The sequence below is a fragment of the Alloacidobacterium dinghuense genome, from assembly GCF_014274465.1.
In the GTDB taxonomy this organism is placed as follows: domain Bacteria; phylum Acidobacteriota; class Terriglobia; order Terriglobales; family Acidobacteriaceae; genus Alloacidobacterium; species Alloacidobacterium dinghuense.
Map to the genome: position 1 here is coordinate 4,735,046 of NZ_CP060394.1, position 18,659 is coordinate 4,753,704.

Annotated in this window: 18 protein-coding genes; 8 read left to right on the forward strand and 10 right to left on the reverse strand. The window is 56.3% G+C overall.

What is annotated here, in order from left to right; genetic code table 11:
- Positions 1–5: 5 nt before the first annotated feature.
- On the reverse strand, positions 6–929 hold the full coding sequence (locus H7849_RS19625) for a TIGR01777 family oxidoreductase (RefSeq protein ID WP_186741788.1): 924 nt from the start codon (positions 927–929) through the stop codon (positions 6–8).
- Between the two features lie 247 nt (positions 930–1,176).
- Between H7849_RS19625 and H7849_RS19630 the strand changes: the two genes are divergently transcribed.
- Positions 1,177–1,965, forward strand: coding sequence for a helix-turn-helix domain-containing protein (locus H7849_RS19630; RefSeq protein ID WP_186741790.1), 789 nt, complete (start codon positions 1,177–1,179; stop codon positions 1,963–1,965).
- Here H7849_RS19630 and H7849_RS19635 read toward each other — a convergent pair.
- From H7849_RS19635 to H7849_RS19645, 3 genes are all read right to left on the reverse strand, one after another.
- Positions 1,962–2,501: a 5' nucleotidase, NT5C type gene (locus H7849_RS19635; protein ID WP_186741792.1), complete on the reverse strand. Its 540-nt coding sequence runs from the start codon at positions 2,499–2,501 to the stop codon at positions 1,962–1,964. The two genes, H7849_RS19630 and H7849_RS19635, sit on opposite strands and share 4 nt — an antisense overlap.
- Complete coding sequence (locus tag H7849_RS19640) at positions 2,498–3,286, reverse strand: zinc ribbon domain-containing protein (protein ID WP_186741794.1); 789 nt, start codon at positions 3,284–3,286, stop codon at positions 2,498–2,500. The genes H7849_RS19635 and H7849_RS19640 overlap by 4 nt, the downstream gene beginning before the upstream one ends.
- Positions 3,287–3,394: 108 nt before the next feature.
- On the reverse strand, positions 3,395–4,261 hold the full coding sequence (locus H7849_RS19645; protein ID WP_186741796.1) for a DUF1003 domain-containing protein: 867 nt from the start codon (positions 4,259–4,261) through the stop codon (positions 3,395–3,397).
- A 205-nt stretch (positions 4,262–4,466) separates the two neighbouring features.
- On the opposite strand from H7849_RS19645, the gene H7849_RS19650 reads away from it, so the two are divergent.
- Both H7849_RS19650 and H7849_RS19655 read left to right on the forward strand, forming a co-directional pair.
- Positions 4,467–5,261 (forward strand): PP2C family protein-serine/threonine phosphatase, encoded by a 795-nt coding sequence (locus H7849_RS19650; protein WP_186741798.1) that lies wholly within the window; start codon positions 4,467–4,469, stop codon positions 5,259–5,261.
- Between the two features lie 187 nt (positions 5,262–5,448).
- Positions 5,449–6,159, forward strand: coding sequence for a hypothetical protein (locus tag H7849_RS19655; RefSeq protein ID WP_186741800.1), 711 nt, complete (start codon positions 5,449–5,451; stop codon positions 6,157–6,159).
- 54 nt (positions 6,160–6,213) lie between these two features.
- Here H7849_RS19655 and H7849_RS19660 read toward each other — a convergent pair whose 3' ends face one another.
- Positions 6,214–7,626, reverse strand: coding sequence for a glycoside hydrolase family 125 protein (locus tag H7849_RS19660; protein ID WP_251106365.1), 1,413 nt, complete (start codon positions 7,624–7,626; stop codon positions 6,214–6,216).
- A 106-nt stretch (positions 7,627–7,732) separates the two neighbouring features.
- On the opposite strand from H7849_RS19660, the gene H7849_RS19665 reads away from it, so the two are divergent.
- The 4 genes from H7849_RS19665 (at position 7,733) to H7849_RS19680 (ending at position 11,629) form a co-directional block, all read left to right on the forward strand.
- Positions 7,733–7,990 carry a type II toxin-antitoxin system RelB/DinJ family antitoxin gene (locus H7849_RS19665; protein ID WP_186741804.1) on the forward strand — a complete coding sequence of 86 codons (258 nt, stop codon included), beginning with the start codon at positions 7,733–7,735 and terminating at the stop codon, positions 7,988–7,990.
- Between the two features lie 188 nt (positions 7,991–8,178).
- Entirely contained in the window at positions 8,179–8,445 is a 267-nt protein-coding gene (locus H7849_RS19670) for a type II toxin-antitoxin system RelE/ParE family toxin (protein WP_186741806.1), read from the forward strand.
- Between the two features lie 86 nt (positions 8,446–8,531).
- Positions 8,532–10,736 (forward strand): S9 family peptidase, encoded by a 2,205-nt coding sequence (locus H7849_RS19675; protein WP_186741807.1) that lies wholly within the window; start codon positions 8,532–8,534, stop codon positions 10,734–10,736.
- Positions 10,733–11,629, forward strand: a complete 897-nt coding sequence (locus H7849_RS19680) for an MBL fold metallo-hydrolase (RefSeq protein ID WP_186741809.1) — start codon at positions 10,733–10,735, stop codon at positions 11,627–11,629. Before H7849_RS19675 ends, H7849_RS19680 begins: the two co-directional genes overlap by 4 nt.
- Here H7849_RS19680 and H7849_RS19685 read toward each other — a convergent pair.
- The 4 genes from H7849_RS19685 to H7849_RS19700 all read right to left on the reverse strand — a co-directional run bounded on the left by H7849_RS19685 (position 11,626) and on the right by H7849_RS19700 (position 15,696).
- Complete coding sequence (locus H7849_RS19685) at positions 11,626–13,221, reverse strand: S53 family peptidase (RefSeq protein ID WP_186741811.1); 1,596 nt, start codon at positions 13,219–13,221, stop codon at positions 11,626–11,628. The two genes, H7849_RS19680 and H7849_RS19685, sit on opposite strands and share 4 nt — an antisense overlap.
- A gap of 153 nt (positions 13,222–13,374) precedes the next feature.
- Complete coding sequence (locus tag H7849_RS19690) at positions 13,375–13,659, reverse strand: DUF3175 domain-containing protein (protein ID WP_186741813.1); 285 nt, start codon at positions 13,657–13,659, stop codon at positions 13,375–13,377.
- A gap of 79 nt (positions 13,660–13,738) precedes the next feature.
- A complete protein-coding gene (locus tag H7849_RS19695) occupies positions 13,739–14,080 on the reverse strand; it encodes a cupin domain-containing protein (RefSeq protein ID WP_186741815.1) in 342 nt (113 codons plus the stop codon).
- On the reverse strand, positions 14,077–15,696 hold the full coding sequence (locus tag H7849_RS19700) for an acyl-CoA carboxylase subunit beta (RefSeq protein WP_186741816.1): 1,620 nt from the start codon (positions 15,694–15,696) through the stop codon (positions 14,077–14,079). The genes H7849_RS19695 and H7849_RS19700 overlap by 4 nt, the downstream gene beginning before the upstream one ends.
- A gap of 480 nt (positions 15,697–16,176) precedes the next feature.
- Between H7849_RS19700 and H7849_RS19705 the strand changes: the two genes are divergently transcribed.
- Complete coding sequence (locus H7849_RS19705) at positions 16,177–17,484, forward strand: DNA polymerase Y family protein (RefSeq protein WP_186741818.1); 1,308 nt, start codon at positions 16,177–16,179, stop codon at positions 17,482–17,484.
- Between the two features lie 12 nt (positions 17,485–17,496).
- Here H7849_RS19705 and H7849_RS19710 read toward each other — a convergent pair whose 3' ends face one another.
- Positions 17,497–18,492, reverse strand: a complete 996-nt coding sequence (locus tag H7849_RS19710) for a TIR domain-containing protein (RefSeq protein ID WP_186741820.1) — start codon at positions 18,490–18,492, stop codon at positions 17,497–17,499.
- Positions 18,493–18,659 lie beyond the last annotated feature (167 nt).

An 18,659-nucleotide genomic window follows, 5' to 3' on the forward strand; every position in this document is an offset into this window, starting at 1 on the left:
CCGTTCTAGTTCAGCCTAGCAGAGGCGAGCAGAGACTCCAGCGCCGGAGCAACTTGCGGGTACTTGAATTGAAATCCATCCTCGACCAGCTGTGCGGGGATGACCCGCGCGCTCGCCAGCAGGGCCTCGTCTGCCATTTCTCCCACCACTGCGCGGAGTGCGAAAGCTGGCGCGGGAATGACGGCGGGGCGATGGAGCACGTGGGCCAGGGTTCGCGTGAATTCAGAGTTGGTGACGGGCATCGGCGCGACCATGTTAATCGGACCTGAACACTCGGGAGCATCGATGATATGAAAGACCGCACTCACAAGGTCAGGCAAAGCAATCCAGCTCATCCATTGCTCGCCCGATCCAAGCCTCCCGCCAAGACCAAGACGAAAAACGGGCAGCATCTTTGCCAGCGCACCGCCTTCCGGCGAGAGCACCACTCCAAAGCGCAGATGCGCAACCCGAATCTCAGCATTTTTTGCTGGTTGAGCCGCCGCTTCCCATGCTGCGCAGGTTTCCGCAAGAAAGCCTGAGCCCGGTTCTGAATCTTCAGTCAAGGTCTCCCCGTCCCGATCCCCGTAAATGCCAACTGCTGATGCGCATAGAAGCGCCTGCGGAGGGTTGTTCAAAGCTGCCAGCAACCGAGCCAAAGCGCGCGTAGTTTGCACGCGGCTTTCAACAATCTCCTTCTTGTATGCGGGTGTCCAGCGGTGCGCGCCGATGTTAGCCCCGGAGAGATGAATCACCGCATCGAAGCCTTCGAGAAGCGTCGGATTGGCGATTGTCGGCGATGCCTGAGGAGACCACAGGATCTCCTGCTGACCGTCAGGCTCCCGGACAAGACAGACTACAGAAATCTGCAATGCAGTGAAGGCACGTACTAATGCTGTGCCAATCAATCCGGAGGCGCCGCTGATCAGGATTCTGGATTCTCTGTTCATCGCTCGAAAACGGGTTTGGCCTAGGGAAATGCGCGTATCGAAAAGATTTTTTACAAGCTAATGACAATTTCCGGACAAACAAAACGGAGGAACTCCCTACGATTCATCTAAATGCGGATGCTGCGAGAGTACCCTTTGTGCCCCGGAAAACTCAGATCGCATTTGATGCTGCGCAAATATTTGTTTACTACTGCAACATAAATGTATTTCACTGCATCCCTAAGGATGCGGGAAAGAGGTCGGAAATATGGCCACTAAACAATCAAGTAACGAGCAGATTGATCCTGCCAGCGCGGAATCCTTTATATCCGAAAAGCATATCGGTGAGCGCATTAAGCGTCTGCGACTAAAGAAATCGATGGGGCTGGTCGAACTGGGGAGGCACACTGGCCTTTCCGCCAGTTTTCTTTCCCAACTTGAGACCGGTCGTGTGGTGCCGACGCTGCGGAACTTGGCGCGAATTGCCATGGTCTTCAGCAAGGATCTGTCCTATTTCTTTGAATCTGAGCCACATACGGTCTTCCGCGTGCACAAGAAAAATGAACGCGTGCGCCTGCCGCAGACCGGCGTAGATGACCCCACCTACTACTTTGAAAGTCTCGGCTACATGGTGCCTGATCGCCATCTCGACCCTTATTACGCGGAATTTGTTCCCCTGAAAAAAAACACCGAAGTGCGCCCGCACGTGCATCCCGGCTACGAATTTCTATACATGCTCGATGGCGAGCTGGAAATTCGTCATGCGGATAAGACGCGCGTCCTCGAAGCTGGAGACAGCGTCTACTTTGACGCCAGCACACCGCACTCCTATCGCTGTGCAGGCAAGATCCCGGCAACCGCAATCATCGTGACGATGCACCAGCAGCATGTTCAGCAGCAACCTGGCATACATCTGCGCACTGTGGGAACTCCGCCGGCTCCCCCTGCGCGACCGCTCGGGGCAAAAACTGAGTCCGGATTCGAGAGAACTTCAGGACAGCAGTTTTCAGGCGTTCCGCGGCCCGCTGGCGTAATGCCGGGAAACGGCCACAGTTAAGGCTTTCCGACTGACAAGAAAAGATGTTCCACTTGCTGCCAGTTGTCCACGCGGCGGTAGCCTGTGACGTTCAGGTTGTGGGGCGCGCTGAAAAGAATTCCTTCACCGGAAAATCGCCGGAAATGCAGCGGCTGATCGTCGATCAGATAGTCAGCGTTCAGAATTCCCTTGTCGCCGCAAAAAACAAAGTGTGTCGGCGGCAGAAATGGAAAGTGGCGGCGCAGCCAACGAAACTTGGGCCCAAAAGAATTTGGAAACTCCATTGCCGCCGTTGCGATGAATACTTCATACTGCTCCGCCAGGGCTTTCACCACGCCCTGGCTGTCGGCCATCACTTCCAGATCTTCAAAGAAATCCTCTGAACGCAGATACCCTTCAAGCCGCTCCTGCCGATCTGTGGAAACAATCTCCCACAACCACTTGCCTTCTAGATCGGTCCTGGTAATGGCCTCGTCATGATCCCGGTTGTATCGCGCAATGTGTTCGCCAAGTGTGTCGGCCAGCACCTCGTCCATATCGATGGCGATGCGCTTCATGACTCGCTCTCGGCCGCCTCAATTCCTGTCTTTTTCTTCCGCTTCGATGGTTCAACGATGGGGGGCTCAGGAATCGGCTCAAGCGAAGCATCGAAATAGAGCAGTCGTCCGCAGCTTTCGCAGTGAATCAGCTGGCCTTCGCGCGCCTGGTTCCACATCTGCGGACGCAGAGCCATCTGGCAGCCCAGGCAGCGTTGGCCTTGTGCGCGCGCAATGCCCGTGCCGCGCGAGGATGCGATGCGATCGTAGTCGGAAAGCAGATCCTCGTCGATCTGGCTGCGAACCTCGGCGCGAGACTTGTTCAGCTCATCAAGGCGCGACTGCTGCTGGACGCTTTGTTTGCGAGCCGATTCCTTTTCCCTTTCAACAAAGGCTTTGTGGCTGGTCAGGTCCTGACGGGCCTGCGCGCGGCTCCGTTCCAGGTGGTCGCTGCGCTCCATGCTTTCCAGTTCCTGATCTTCGAGCTTGCGAATTTCGCCTTCGGCAAAGTTGATCTCATGCTGCAGGGCGTGGAACTGCTCGTTGGTTTTGACGCTGCTCGATTGATCGCGAAATTTTGCGATCTTCTGCTGTTGATCCTTTATGTCGCTCTCGAGCCGTCGTCGTTTGGCTTCTTCCGCCTGCACCGTCTTCTCGGCCTGTTCGACGGCCAGCCCTTGCGCGCGGAGTTTCTCCTCAATAGTCGCCAGATGAGCGGGGAGGGCAGCGATGGATTGCCGAAGTTTTGCCGATTCAACATCGGCTTCCTGCAAGCGGATAAGCTGTTCGAGAGAAGCGTCCATCATTGAAAATGCAGTCTAGCATGCGCGAGGCAGGCGCGCCTTGGGTTGCAGGTATGTAAAAAACTCTTTTGCTTTCTGTCGTTGAGCGTCGCTCCGTAATATTCCTCAACGTCAAGAGCCCATCGTGCTGTAGCCCTGCCCCGCACTCGTCCGCTGCTCGCGCAGTAAATCGTCTATATCGCCAAGCTTGTCCGAGAGCAGATTGAGCTTGCGTGCCAGCCCCTGAATCTCCGATTCGGCGCGGCGATTGACATCGAAATCCAGTTCGCCGCGCAGACGGTCTTTGGTGTCCTGGCGGTTCTGGCTCATCATGATGACCGGCGCCTGGATAGCGGCGAGCATCGAGAGAAAGAGATTCAGCAAGATAAATGGATAAGGGTCCCAGGCCTTGCCTCTAAGAACGATGTTGATCATCGTATACACCATCAGAACAATCAAAAACGAGATGATAAAGGCCCACGAGCCGCCGAAGCGCGCCACTTCGTCGGCGATTCTTTCCCCCCAGGTCGCATCTTCTTCAATCAGCTGGTTTACATTGCGACTGGCGCGGCCGCGCACAAGTTGCTGCGATGCATGGAATTGACGGCCGAGTACAGTAAGCATATCCATGCCCGCCATCGGTTTCCGTTCTAAAAGAATCGCAATGTCGTCGCGGCTTATTTCCAGACAAGTCGTCTCTTCGGTGGCGACCGCATTCGTCTGATGAGCTGTTTGCTCCAGCATCGAGGCAAAGCCGAAAAATTCCCCATGGCCAGGTTCAGCCACAACTACTTCCTGGTTGTCCTCGTCCACCGTGCTCACTGTCACGCCGCCCGACATGACAACGTAAGCATTCTTGCCCGGATCTCCGATTTTATAGATGCGCTGCCGCGGCGCAAAGCGCTTGAGTTCAACCTGGGTGGCGAGGAGAGCGGCCTCCTCATCATCGAGCAGCGCAAAGAGTGGAACGTGCCGCAGCTCATCCTTCGTTAAATTCATGGGTTCACCTCGTGCTGATCCACCGACGCAGCCTCCTCGGAAAAACCGCAGAATCGTCACTGTGCGATTCTGCTAGAGACAATACCAGAAGGTTCGCGGCATGGTCGGCATGAAAAAGCGCGTTTGCTGATCGATGATCCCTCTTACAACGCGGGATGGCTAGAATGCCAGCCATTTCAGTTATGCTCCTTTAACAGGGATAGGGATGGGTTTTCCAACGGCAGTGGATGCATCACCAAATCGGACGGTTCCTACTCCCCGGCCGGTCAATTTGCCGGAGCTCGCGGGTCTGGATATTAAGTCCAGATACCTGGAAGACCGCTGCAGCGGAGACTTCTTCGATGCCGTGCTGACCGGTGCACGCGTGTTGTTCCTCTTAACGGACATTGCGGGCAGCCGGGAGGAGACTCATCCGATCGCAGCGCAAGTGCAAGAAGTATTCCGGGCGAAGGCGCGGGAGTTGTTCGAGCCGCCGGACGCAAATGAATCAGAAGGCATTGCGCTGCTGGCGCACGCTGTGAACCGCGCCCTGATGGACGCCGCACACGGCGTGCGCTTTGCTCCCACCTTTGTTGGCTGCTTCAATTTGCCAGTCGGCGTCCTCACATATCACAACGCCGGCGCCATGACGGCAATCTTCCGCGATGCAGGGGGCACGCGGATTCTTGGGTCTGGTGGAATCCCCATGGGGCTCTTTACGCACAGCACATATGAGCCCGCGTTTCTGGCATTTGATGCAGGTGCGCAGTTGCTGATCGTGACCAAGGGAGTGACCGAAATCCGCCATGGAGCAACGACGTTTGGTATCGATCGCGTGCAACGCGCACTTGAGAATTCCGGCACAGAGTCGGCGTTGCAGATTTGCGAGGACGTGCTGCGTGAAGCGCACGACTCCGAGAACCATCCGTGGTCGCGGATCTACGGCTTCCTGCATCCAGGTAAACGGCAATGCAGAGATGACATGACCGCTGTGGCTCTTGTCCGCAAGCCGATCCGATAGGTTCTCGCCGAAAAATTGTCGAGCGGAAATCAGCCTACCGCGTCCGTGTCGATAGAAGATCCCATCGAAGCCAGTGAAAAATCAGGGTTGATCTTCTGCGAACGTGAGGCAAAACATGAAATCGAATTGTTGTGAACCTAGAAGCCGGACGACTTCTGTCCCAACGCTTGTCATAGCGGCAATCGTCATGGCGCTTTGGGCACCGGGCGCAGGTGCCCAGACGCAGACGACAGCTTCAAATTCCGCTGAAACTCAGAAAAGCGGAGAAATATACAAAACGCTTTATTTGACAGGAACGACTAAGGACAGCGGTGCGGTCGACGTTGTCACCGACCTCCGCAACATGCTGCCGAACGCAAGACTGTACTATGTGCCGTCGCAGAACGCGATCTCAATGCGAGGGAGCGCGGAGGACCTCCAACTCGCGCAAAAAATTCTCGCGGACACTGACCGCAAGCCAAAGACCTATCGCCTGACCTACACGATTACCGAAATGGATGGAGGCCAACAGACTGGAACGCGGCATGTCGCTCTCGTCGTTGTCTCGGGAGGAAAGACCGTGTTTAAGCAAGGCAATAAGGTGCCGATAGTTACTGGGGTGCTGAATGAAGGATCTTCAAACCCCAATTCTCAGGTGCAATACCTCGATGTAGGACTGAATATCGACGCAGCTCTGGAGGAATCGCCAGACGGCTTGAAGCTGCGCAGCAAAATCGAGCAATCGCGGGTCGCGGAAGAGAAATCCGCGGCGGGTTTGCCGGATCCAGTGGTCCGGCAAACAACTCTGGAGGGTACGTCCACCTTGACTCAGGGGAAACCAGTCGTTCTCGGATCGATCGATATCCCGGAAACAACCCGACGGCAGCAAATTGAAATCGTCTCCGAGCCGGTTCTCTAGGGTTTATCCACACCCTAGGTTGTCGCAATTTGCAAGCTGGGCTAAACCGAAAGGTCAGCCCAGCAGTGCAGGCTTCGTCACGGCCAGCGTTGCGATCAACTCACCAAAGAGCGTATTCGCCCATGCAAACCACGAGCGTGTGAATTTCTTTGGGTCGTCCTTGAAATAGCTTTCGTGAATGAAGCCGCTGCCTGCCGATGAGACTTTGATCATCGACAGCGCCTGGCGAATCTCGGCGTCGGAATTGCTCGTGAGTGCGTAAATGGTTTGCGACATTGGCCAGATCATGTCCTTGCCTTCGTGCGGACCGCCGATGCCTTCACCCGCAGTTCCGCGAAAGAACCACGGGTTCTCTTCGCTCCAGGCAAATTTTCGCGTGCGCTCGTAGAGCGCGGCATCGGGCGAACTTGCGATATAGGGCAGTCCGAGAAGGCTAGGCACGTTGGCGTCGTCCATCAGCAACTGACTGCCGAAGCCATCCACTTCATAGGCCCAGATCGTGCCGTCCTGCGTTTGCGCAATGGCGTGCTGGCGCAACGCTGCTTCAACTTCGAACGCCAAACCCTGCGCCTGATTTGCAAGCGCCGAGTCGTGAAGAACTGCGTTCGCCATTTCCGCCAGCTGGCGCAACGATGTAACCGAAAAGAGATTCGACGGAACCAGAAACGGAAAGATGCAGGCATCGTCGGACGGGCGGAAGCCGGAAGCGATCAGCCCAACCGGCTTCACCGGATTTCCGTACCCGTCGGCAGGCAATGTCTCTGTCGAAACAAAGGACTCGCGTTGGAAGCGGTACGGGCCGAGGCCGTGCTTGCGCTGCTGCACAATCATTGTCTCGACAGTCAGCGCCATCGCCTGCTGCCAGCCCGCATCGAAGGGGCGCGTGTCTCCGGTCTGCTTCCAGTAACCATGCGAGAGCCGTATGGGATAGCAGAGCGAATCGAGCTCCCACTTGCGTTCTCCTACGCCTTGCTTCAGATCGGTCTTGTCCTTACGGCTCCATTCGAGCGAAGGCGCGTTGAGATCAGCCATGAAAGCGTTCGCGTAGGGATCGATGAGAATGCAGCGTGCCTGCCGGCGGATGACGCCTTCGAGCAGCGCGCGCAGTGGCTCGTCTTTGCGCGCCAGCGGCAGGTAGGGCCACACCTGCGCGGAAGAATCGCGCAGCCACATCGCCGGAATGTCGCCAGTGATCACAGGGGTGTCGGGCTTGCCTTCAAACTGTCCCGGCTCAACAGTCGTATCGAGCGTGTTGGGAAAGCAGTTCGCGAACATCACAGCAAGTTCCGAGTCGCCAATACGCGTTCGCGTCTCGTCGATAAATGCCTCCACGGCCGCGCTGCGGAAGCGGCGATCAGCCGGCTTCGGACGTTTAGATTCTTCCTGACTGTCGCTTACTGCGAAGAGAGGGGATGGCAATGCCGATTGGATTGCTGTTGCGATAGCCGCACTACCTGCTGATCGCAACAACGTCCTCCGTGTCCATTTGTCCATAATTCATCGTAGAACGCCGGAAGCAGATTGGCGATGCGCTGAGATTGAATTGAGATACAATGCATCTCAGGAGAGCAAAATGTCCTCGACGACAATGGTTCATGTCCGGGTGGATGAGAAGGTGAAAGAACAGGCATCTGAGACACTGGCAAAAATGGGGATGTCCGTTTCCGACGCTGTGCGAATGATGCTGGTGCGGGTAGCTGCGGAGAAAGCGCTTCCCTTTGAAGTGCGGGTCCCGAATGCAACCACTGTAAAAACCATGCGAGCGGCAGACAAGAAGAAGGGCAAGCGATTCAGCTCTTCCAAGGCACTGTTTAAGGACCTGGGTATCTAAGGTATAACGCCTATACCTGCAGAAATGTTGTGACCTGGCTTGACCCGACTTTCGGTCAATGCTGGAATCGAATTGAGAATACGCCATCACTCCTTGCGAGAAGGAAGCGCCTCAAGAGAAAGCTGCTGCTGTTCATGCTGTCGCTCCTCTTGGGGCGTTTTTCCGTTCAGAGCAAAGGAGAAGAACAAATGCGCAATATTGTCGGCACCGCTCAGTTTAAGCGCGATGTGAAGTTGGCCGTGAAACGTGGTAAAGACATGGCGAAGCTGCGGGAACTGATTCTGCTGCTCGAGGAAGACAAGCATTTGCCTCCGCATTACAAAGATCATCCCCTGAGCGGAGATTGGAAACATCATCGCGACTGCCATATCGAGCCTGACTGGCTGCTAATTTACAAAATCGATGGGAAGGATCTGTATCTGGTTCGTACCGGCACTCACGCTGATTTGTTCTAAGAGAGCAAGGAGGCACTAAAATTGTTCTTTCGCCGCACATCGAATCTTCCCGAGCGGCGTAAGCCAATTTTCGGGGGGTTTTCGAAGTGCATCGTTTGTCAGCTTTTGCCTCAGCTCTGCTGTTGGTTGTCAGTTTTCATGCCCAGGCGCAAAAACAATGGACCGTCACCGACATCTTCGGCAACGGCAGTCTCGCCCAGCGTGAACCGGGTGAGATGACATGGGCGCCTGATGGGAGCCGCGCCGTCTACATCGGCGAGCAAGGCGACCTGATGGAGCTAAGCGCCTCGAACGGAAAAATGAGCCGGCTGCTGAGCCGCGACAAACTTGCGCCGATCATGAACGCGCAACTGAACGAGAAGGACCGCGACCATCGCGCGCGCTACAGCGAGCCGGACTATATCTGGACGCCCGATTCGAAGCGTCTGCTCTTCGACACCAACGGCACACTCTGGATGTATGACCTGCAAAACGGAACCGGCGTCGAAGTCGGACGCACCGGGCAAGGCAGCGGCGACGATCCGAAGTTTTCACCGAATGGCCAGTTCATTTCCTATCTGCACGATCACAATTTGTACGTAGGCCGTCCTTCTACTCCAGCCGCCGCCGTCACCAATACGCACGAACCTACACTGCTGAATGGCGAGGTGGATTGGGTCTATCTCGAAGAGCTGAGCGTCCGCAGCAACTACTTCTGGTCACCGGACTCCAAGCAGCTCGCCTATCTGCAGATGAATGAGGCCTCGGTACCGCAGTACCCCATTGTCGACTGGATCCCGACCCATGCAGCTGTCGACGAGCAGCGTTATCCGCAGCCCGGAGACGCGAATCCCGGCGTGCGCGTCGGTGTGGTCAGCGCAATGGGCGGCAAAACAAGCTGGATGAAAGTGCCGATGGATGAAAGCAACGACTACATCCCGCGTTTTGGATGGATCAATCCGCACATCGTTTGGATCGAAGTCCTGACACGCGATCACAAACATCTGAACCTGTACTTCGCCGATACTCATACAGGAGATTCACGGCTGGTCCTGGCGCAGAACGACGACAAGTTCTTCGATGAAGTCTATGACGTAAACTTCTTCGCTCCCGGCGACTTTCTCATCACCAGTTGGCGCGACGGCCACACGCACATCTTCCGCTATAACTACAACACAGAGAATCCGCTTGATGGTCCCGCACAACCGGTACATCAGCTCGAAGATGGCGACTACGAAGTAAACTCGATCCAGTCCGTCGACACAAACGCCAAGACTGTCTACTACCTCTCGAACGAAGGCGATCCACTGCAGGAACAGGTATGGTCGGTGAAGCTCGACGGAACGGGCAAGCAGCGCATTTCAAAACCAGACGGCGTGCATCGGACCAACTTCGCGGAAGGCACTGCGACATATATCGATCATTATTCCGACAAGATGACGCCGCCCACGATCAGCCTTTGTCACGATGCCATCATTTGCCAGAGAATCTGGCACGCCGAACCGCCGAAGGGATATGACCTCGTTCGTCCCGAGATCCTGCAGCTGAAAGCCGCGGACGGCAAAACGACGATCTATGCTTCATTGCTTCTGCCGCCGGGCGCGACCTCTCCTGCCAGCGTGCCGCTGATCAACAATCCTTACGGCGGCCCACACGTGCAGACGGTGCGTGATAGTTGGGGAGGGCCGAATTTCTTCTTCGACGAGCTGCTCGCGCAGCATGGATTCGCCGTGTTGCACGTCGACAACCGCGGCATGGGCGGTCGTGGACGCGACTTTGAGCAAGCAGCATATCGCAACTTTGGACCGGTGCAGTTAAGCGACCAGCTGGCAGCGATCGATCAGGTCCTGGTGAAGTATCCGCAGCTCGATAAGAATCGTCTCGGCTGGTGGGGCTGGAGTTGGGGAGGCACATTCACGCTCAATGCCCTCTCTCACTCCGATCGATTCCGCGCCGGTGTTTCCGTCGCCCCCGTCACCGACTTCAGAAATTACGACTCAATCTACACCGAGCGTTATCTCGGCTTGCCCGAACAAAACGCCGAAGCCTATCGCGAAGCTTCCGTGCAGGAGTCCGCAAAGAATCTGAAGGGCCATCTACTGCTGGTGCATGGCACGGGCGACGACAATGTGCACTTCGCCAACTCCATCCAGTACATTCAAAAGCTGATCGATGCGAAGATCCCCTACGACTTCCAGCCTTATCCGCGCAAAACGCATTCGATTGCCGGACCAGTGGCGCACACGCATCTCTATGAGCGCATCCTGTGGCACTTTGAAACGTATCTCAAACCGACAGGTGCAGCACAGTGAGCCATCCGGCAGAACGGGCTGACTCGCATGAGCTGATTCGCGGCCGAACCACACTCGGCGATTTCGAACTCACCGTATTGAGCGATGGTTTCTACTTCCTTGATGGCGGAGCCATGTTCGGCGTCGTACCCAAGCCCTTATGGGAAAAGCGCGCGCCTACCGACGATCAGAATCGCATTCTACTGGGCCTGAACACAGTCGTAGTGCGCACCGGAAAACAGACCGTAGTCATTGAGACAGGAATTGGTAACAAGCTCAGTGACAAATTACGAGAGATCTACGGCGCAAAGCAGAACCTGCTGCGCGCCTTCGCCGCTGCCGGAATCAAGCCGGAAGAAGTCGACATCGTTATCAACTCCCATCTGCATTTTGACCACTGCGGATGGAATACCACGCGCACGTCAGATGGAAGGGTCGTCCCCACTTTCCCAAATGCGCGCTACTTCGCGCACCGCGGCGAAGTAGAACACGGCCACCTGCAACTGGAGCGCGACGCAATCAGCTACATCAGCGAGAATTATGATCCCCTGGTAGAGAGCCGGCAGATGACGCTGCTTGATGTAAAGCGCGGTGAAACGCGGGAGATCGTTCCCGGCATCTCCGTCGAAGGTTTTCCCGGACACACGTCACAGCTCATGGCGGTGCATCTCGAATCAGGCGGCAAGCGAGCCTGCTATATTTCCGACCTGATTCCGACGAGCGCCCACCTCGACATCACATGGGTGATGGGCTACGATCTCGATCCGCTCACCTGCATCGAAGAGCGCAAGCGCTTCTATGCGCGGGCAATTCCCGAAGAGTGGCTGGTGCTCTTCACACACGACCACCACACCCCCTTCGGTTACGTCGCGCTCAACGACAAAGGCAAGCCGGTGATACAACCGCCTCGTTAGCTTCCCGAGGCGGCCGTCGCGACTACTGCCGCCAATGCGGTCACAATGGCTGCGCCTTTCGGCGAGCCAAGACCCGTGCAGGCATCCCATCCGGGTCCAGCCGAGTAGGCGCCGTTGTTGCCTTGCGTAATGTCATTGAATGCGCTGGCGTTTTCATAAAGCGTGGGATTGATAAAGCCCGCCGAAGGCGAATTCTGCGAAGCCAGCTGCTGGTTCGCCAGAGCGATCAACCCTGCGTACAGCGGAGCCACCGCACTCGTGCCGCCAACCACCTGCGGCTGACCATCGACAATGATGTTGTATCCGCTCTCTGGGCTCGCATCGCCGGAAACATCCGGTACGCCGCGTCCGCTGCTGCCCGAAGGCAATGCGCTTGCCTGCCACGTTGGCACGGCGAAAGATCCGCTGAATCCGCCGCCGGTTGCGCCACCTTGCGGTTGATCGTCCCAAACAACTTCTTCCGCAATGCTGGTGCCATTGGCAAACAGTTCCGTTCCGCCGCAGGCAAGCACATGCGGACTGGATGCGGGAAAGTCGACCACGGTGCCATTCGTTCCATCGCTCGACCCGCTATCGCCCGAAGCCACTGTGATCGTCACCCCCAGCGCCCCTGCTGACTGGCAGGCATTGTCAAGCGCAGTCACAGAAGCCGCCGACCAGGCCGACTCCGGACCACCCCAACTGATCGAAAGCACAGAAGGCTTGTTCGTGGTGTCGTGAACCGCGGTCGTGATGGCATCAATGAATCCCTGGTCGGTATTCGGTGCAAAGTACACCGCGATATTCGCCGCATTCGCCACAGAGCCGGCTACCTCAATATCGAGTTCCACTTCGCCGTCCGCGCCGTTCGGATCGCCGGGCGAGTTCGACCCGCCGTCAACGCTGACTGCCGTCACGTTGGGTGTGCTAAGTCCTACACCTTGAAAATAAGTCTGAAGATCGCTATCGGTGTAGCCACCGCCCAATTCGAGAATGCCAATCGTCTGGCCGCTTCCGTTCAGGTTGGTTGGGAATCCGTAAAGCTGTCCAACCTGCACCGCGCTGAAGGGCTGAGGCTGAAGCGAGGGAGTAGTCGGCTGCTGTTTCTTTCTTTTGTCAGGATCAGCAGAATCGTCTCTGCGCCGGAAATGCGGCGTTGCAATCGGGCGCGAATCCAACCCGAGCACGGCTTCGATGGCCGGCGCGTGGTCTTCCGGAACGGAGATCGTACCTTCAAAGGCGTGGAAGCGCTTCTTGTGCCGCGTGTCTTCATAGGAGTTCAGTTGAACGCCGAAGGCTTGCTCCATAGCCTCAGCCGTGCCCTTCAACACAATCGTCCGGCGTGGCAGGCTCGAAGCCGCTTCATCCACGGAGAGACCGTGATTCTTCGCGAAGACGCGTATGTTTTCGAAATCCGCCGGATTGGCCGCATACTGAGCGTTGAATTCCGCATGCGATAGCCGGCGCCCTTTCAACTCGCTCAGCTTGAGTGGATTCTTCCGCCTGACGATGACGGAGACACTGATCACGTTGCCTGATGGTGTGCGCCCCAGATGCGTGGCATGTGCAGGCGCTTTATGTAGGGTTTTTTCCAGAGTGACGCGGGAAGCCATGGGATCACCTCGTATTTCTTAGATTGACTTTGCGACCCAGGTTTAACGGCAGGCAATAACATACCACCGCTGAGTGAATAGTGTGCAATGGCAAGCTGACGTTTCAGCCTGCGATCAGGAAAATGGTCAGACTTTAAAGATTTAGACGAAGGCTCAAGCCGCGCGTTTGTGCTCTTTTGCGCGTGCTTTCTTTACCCGCTCTGAAAGCAGTTCTTTCGCTTTTTCCAGGCGTGCTTTGTCCGTCGCGCTTAAGCCCTTTCCTGCGCGATTGATAAAGTATGTCAGCATTCTCATACCGGAACCGGGCCCCTTGGGCGAAACCTTTTTCGAGGCAAGCGAGCGCGCAATGGTTTCGGGATTCTTCTTGAAGAGTCCTTCTGGAGGGTGCGTGGAATCAGTCTTTACCTCCCTGACCCATTTTTTCTGCGACGTAGCCATCTCTGCATCTCCAGCTTCGGGTTTTTGGCGTGCTTATAGAAAGAGATGCGAAATCTCAGAAAGAGGCTTTTCGTAAGCGTTAAGTCTGCCGATCGCCATGACTTGGAGGCTGCGAAACCACCAGGAAGCGCAAATCCGTACCGGAGCAGTTCTTTGCCTGATGCGGCAGACCGGGCGCGATCTCAACTCCCTGGCGCGAACGAATGACGGCGGCCCCGTCGTCGAACTGCATCGTCAGCTCACCTTCAAGCACATAGAAAAACTGACGCGCGCGCTCGTGCCAATGCCGCTGCCCTTCGCTTCCCGCAGGCATGCGCTCTTCGATAATGCTGAGGCCATCCGAGCGCAAGAGGTGCCAGCCATCGCAAACCTGGCCCCAGACGTAGTGCTCCGCAGTCGCCACGCTGACAGGTTCGCTCATAGCGGAATATTCCCGTGCTTCTTCGGCGGATTCTTGTCGCGCTTGCCCTGCAGCATTTCGAGCGCGGTGATGAGGCGGCGACGTGTTTCGCGGGGAAGAATCACTTCATCGACATAGCCGCGTTCAGCGGCAATATACGGATTGGCAAACTGCTCACGAAATTCGTGCACTTTTTCCGTGCGCGCAGCAGCCAGCAACTGCTGCCTGCGTTCCTCGCTCAACGGACCTTCGCTGGCCTCGGCATCAGCGACAACCTGATTCAAGTCGCGTCCATAGACGATATTCACGGCGCCCTCAGGACCCATCACCGCGATCTCCGCCGTCGGCCAGGCAAAATTCATGTCAGTGCGAATGTGTTTCGAACTCATAACGCAATACGCTCCGCCATACGCCTTGCGCGTAATCACAGTCAGTTTTGGCACCGTCGCCTCCGCGAAAGCGTAAAGCAATTTCGCGCCGTGGCGAATGATTCCGCCATACTCCTGCTGCGTTCCAGGCAGAAAGCCGGGCACATCCTCCAGCGTGATAAGCGGAATATTGAAGGCATCGCAGAAGCGCACAAATCGCGCGCCTTTCACGCTTGCGTCAATATCGAGCACACCCGCGAGAAATGCAGGCTGATTGGCGACAATGCCCACCGGCCGCCCGTTCATGCGCGCAAACCCAATCACGATGTTGCGAGCGAAGTGCTCATGCACCTCAAAGAAATATCCATCGTCCACCACGCGCTGGATGACATCCTTGATGTCGTACGGTTGGTTCGATTCCTCGGGCACCAGCGAATCAAGCTCCCGATCGGCGCGATCCATCGGATCGGTGCAAACACGGCGCGGCGGATCGTCGAGATTGTTCGACGGTATGAAGCCGAACAGCTCGCGAATCATCGCCAGGCATTCCGCATCGTCGTGCGCCATGAAATGCGCAACGCCGGAGCGTTCGTTGTGCGTGCTCGCCCCGCCCAGTTCTTCCTTGGTGACCTCTTCATGCGTGACTGTCTTGATCACGTCCGGCCCGGTCACAAACATGTAGGAAGTCTTATCCACCATCAGCGTGAAATCAGTAATGGCCGGCGAATAGACCGCCCCTCCGGCACAGGGCCCAAGAATCGCCGAGATCTGCGGAATCACGCCGCTGGCCAGCGTATTGAGCAGAAAAATGTCCGCATACCCCGCGAGTGAAACCACGCCCTCCTGAATCCGCGCCCCGCCCGAGTCGTTCAGGCCAATCACCGGCGCGCCCACGCGCATGGCCGTGTCCATAATCTTGACGATCTTCGCCGCATTCGTCTCAGAGAGCGAGCCGCCAAAGACGGTAAAATCCTGCGCGAAAACAAAGACGGTGCGGCCATCGATGCGCCCGTAGCCGGTAACAAAGCCGTCACCGGGAATGCGCTTCTGCTCCATGCCGAAGTCAGTGCAGCGATGTGTAACCAGCTTGTCGGTTTCTTCGAAGCTGCCTTCATCGAGCAGCAGGTGGATGCGCTCGCGCGCAGAGAGCTTGCCTTCCTTGTGCTGGCGTTCGCGCCGCTCTTTCCCGCCGCCTTCTTCCGCCAGTCGGTTACGGCGCTCCAGTTCTTCGAGCGATTCCGCTCGTACAGCTGGCTTAGATGTCTCCATGAAGTCGGATTATAGAGGAGCACAGAGATGCGTTCAGGGGTAAGGGTCTTTACTGCTTGGCCTAGTTGCGTGCGTCGATGCTAATAAACTTCTTTGTGAAAGAGGTCGTCTTTCTCTTCGCACGGAGTGCAAACACAACCAACAGCGCATCCGATGAGCATCGCCACACCGATCGTTACCAGGATAGCAGGCAAAAAATCGCTCAATCGCGATAAATGGCCCAACAAATCGTGCATTCTAAGGAACCACATAGTCCATGCCCTCTTTCGGAATCTGCGTCATGCCGCACAGATTCCAACGGGTGCCATCATCATCTCACTGTTTCTGCCCACAGTAAGCAAATTTTGTGAGAGTTTCGCGGCTAGATGCCTTATCGGCGCAGGGCCGCTGGGCATGAACAGTCTATTAGATGCAGTCTCACCGCATCGCGTATAGATTCCGCTGTACTGCCAGCGAACGAAATACGAAAATAAAAGCGCTGTGCCCTCTTCTAGCCAACTCGTTGAAAAATCTGAGCCGCGGGTCCGCTGGCTCTTCCTCGACTTGAACTCCTACTTCGCCTCCGTCGAGCAGGAGCTCCGCCCCGAGCTGCGCAACCGGCCCGTAGCCGTCGTCCCGCTCATGGCCGACACCACTTTCTGTATCGCCGCCAGCTATGAAGCGAAAGCCTTTAAGGTCAAAACCGGAACGCAGGTCGGCGAAGCCAAACGTATGTGCCCGGGCATCGAGCTGGTAGAAGCGCGACACGAGCTCTACGTCGAATATCACAAGAAAATCGTCGCCGCCGTCGAAAGCTGCGTCCCCGTTTCCACCGTCATGTCCATCGACGAGATGGCCTGCAGCCTTATCGGCCGCGAGCAGCCCCTGGTTGCGGCCCTCGACCTGGCGCGTCGCATCAAGGAAACGATCAAGCGCGACGTAGGCAGCACCCTCTGCTGCTCCGTTGGACTCGCGCCCAATCGCTACCTCGCCAAGATCGCCTCTGACATGGAGAAGCCCGACGGCCTCGTCGCCCTCACCAGGGACATTCTCAAACCAGCCTTGCAGCAACTCGAATTGCGCGACCTGCCCGGCGTTGGCATTCGGATGGAAAAGCATCTGCACTCCCGTGGCATCCGCACCATGGAACAGTTGCTCGCCCTCGACCACGAAAAGCTGAGCGAGGTCTGGGGCGGTGTTGGAGGGGAAAAACTCTACCACTGGCTGCGCGGCGAAGACTTCAACGACCCCAAGCTCGAGCACCAGAAGTCGATCAGCCAGAGCCACATGCTCCCGCCCGAGTTCCGCACGCGCGACGGAGCCTACGCCATCGCCCACAAGCTGCTGCACAAGGCCGCCATGCGTCTGCGCGCCGCGCATCTCTGGACTACGAACATATCGCTCTCCGTAAAGTTTGTCGTCCCCAAGGAAATCGCCAAAAAACGTCACCTCTCCGGCATTCCGCAGAGCGGATGGTCCCACGGCATGACCGTCATCGAGTGCCAGGACAATCAGACTCTCGTCGAAGCCCTGTGCAAACTCTGGGCCGAGCTGCCCCAGGGCGACCAGTTTCAAAGACCATTCTTCGTCGGCGTATGGCTGGGAAACCTCGTGCCCGACCACCTGCACACGCTCAGCCTCTTCTCCGGTCTCGAAGATGAATCGCGGCGCACGCGCCTCTCCACCACCATGGACACCCTCAATCACAAATACGGGCTCGACACTTTGTTTCCGGCAAGCATGCTGCTCGCGAAAGCCGCCGCTCCCACGCGCATCGCATTCACCAGCATCCCCGATTTATTTGAGTAGTGGCTTGGGTAGTTAGTACATCTTGGGTCGCCTGATCTTTCCGTTCGCCATTTTCTCCATCAGTTCCATAAACTGCAGGATGCATTTCGTCGCCAGTTCTTTTGACGAAATGAAGCCTTGGGATTTTCTCTTGAGCGTCCAGCCATATTCTCGCGACCGTGAGAGCTCCGGCTCATATTCAATTTCACGAATCTGGTCAGGAGGGCGCAGCTGCATAAAATGGCCCAACTCACTCGGCAAGAGGATCCGTCCATTGAATTCCCGAAGATAGAGTCCGCTATTTTCTAGCCTGCCGAAATACAGCTGATGCCAAACTACGGTAATGCTGACCTGTTCGTTTATGAGGAAGATGGCCTGATCGGTGGCTCTGTTCTGATAATTGCTCTCACAGACGATTTGCTGATGGCCTTGGGTATTTAGTTCTTCACAGCCCGCATATATTTCCTTGAAGAGTTCTTTGACTTTCTCCAAAATTTGCGCAAGGCCTTCCGGAGAGTCCATACGACTCTTGTCGTATCGGTATTGCTCATCGATCCTTAGCAGCTCCGCCTTTTTTAAGGGCGTCATTGGAGAAAGCTGGCCGCCATTTTCTAGTACCCGTGATTTGATAATGCCGATGGCTTGATCAATACCGAATTCCTCGAAGTTGTATCTGACGTAATACTCCGGGAGCCAGTTCGGAAGGAGGCCGGTTTTCTCTAGCGCGACAAAAAAGAGTCGTTTCCAACCACCGTTAAAGCACGCCTCTTTGATGGCAGTTTCTTCAATGGCCGTCCATCGGGTTTTGCCCCATTGCTCGCGATACAGAACGACCATCACGCGCGAGTCTTCTAAGAAGGGCTTTCGCATAGTCTCCATCCCGTCTGTGCCAGCGAGATCCTCTTGGTTCTTCGGATAATAGAAGACGCCCAACGTTTCGCTAAGTCCGCGGTAGAAGGCTTCGGCAATAGCTTCGTCCTTTGCAAGAAAAGAAATAGCTACATCGTATTCAGGATTATCAAGTGCCATAAATTTCTCGGAACCATTTCACGATAGCTGTCGTTGACAACCAAATTATCTCAATTCGTTAAGAGCACTGGGGCTCGCATTTTTGAGACCCTGGGCTTCCGACGGAACCCGAACTCCCCGACTTGCGTATCACCCTTCAGGACGGCGACCCGCTCCATCGGAGGCCA

Coding starts and splice junctions, on each gene's coding strand:
- H7849_RS19625 (WP_186741788.1), bottom strand. CDS start 929: ATGAACAGAGAATCCAGAATCCTGATCAGCGGCGCCTCCGGATTGATT.
- H7849_RS19630 (WP_186741790.1), top strand. CDS start 1,177: ATGGCCACTAAACAATCAAGTAACGAGCAGATTGATCCTGCCAGCGCG.
- H7849_RS19635 (WP_186741792.1), bottom strand. CDS start 2,501: ATGAAGCGCATCGCCATCGATATGGACGAGGTGCTGGCCGACACACTT.
- H7849_RS19640 (WP_186741794.1), bottom strand. CDS start 3,286: ATGATGGACGCTTCTCTCGAACAGCTTATCCGCTTGCAGGAAGCCGAT.
- H7849_RS19645 (WP_186741796.1), bottom strand. CDS start 4,261: ATGAATTTAACGAAGGATGAGCTGCGGCACGTTCCACTCTTTGCGCTG.
- H7849_RS19650 (WP_186741798.1), top strand. CDS start 4,467: ATGGGTTTTCCAACGGCAGTGGATGCATCACCAAATCGGACGGTTCCT.
- H7849_RS19655 (WP_186741800.1), top strand. CDS start 5,449: ATGGCGCTTTGGGCACCGGGCGCAGGTGCCCAGACGCAGACGACAGCT.
- H7849_RS19665 (WP_186741804.1), top strand. CDS start 7,733: ATGTCCTCGACGACAATGGTTCATGTCCGGGTGGATGAGAAGGTGAAA.
- H7849_RS19670 (WP_186741806.1), top strand. CDS start 8,179: ATGCGCAATATTGTCGGCACCGCTCAGTTTAAGCGCGATGTGAAGTTG.
- H7849_RS19685 (WP_186741811.1), bottom strand. CDS start 13,221: ATGGCTTCCCGCGTCACTCTGGAAAAAACCCTACATAAAGCGCCTGCA.
- H7849_RS19690 (WP_186741813.1), bottom strand. CDS start 13,659: ATGGCTACGTCGCAGAAAAAATGGGTCAGGGAGGTAAAGACTGATTCC.
- H7849_RS19695 (WP_186741815.1), bottom strand. CDS start 14,080: ATGAGCGAACCTGTCAGCGTGGCGACTGCGGAGCACTACGTCTGGGGC.
- H7849_RS19700 (WP_186741816.1), bottom strand. CDS start 15,696: ATGGAGACATCTAAGCCAGCTGTACGAGCGGAATCGCTCGAAGAACTG.
- H7849_RS19710 (WP_186741820.1), bottom strand. CDS start 18,492: ATGGCACTTGATAATCCTGAATACGATGTAGCTATTTCTTTTCTTGCA.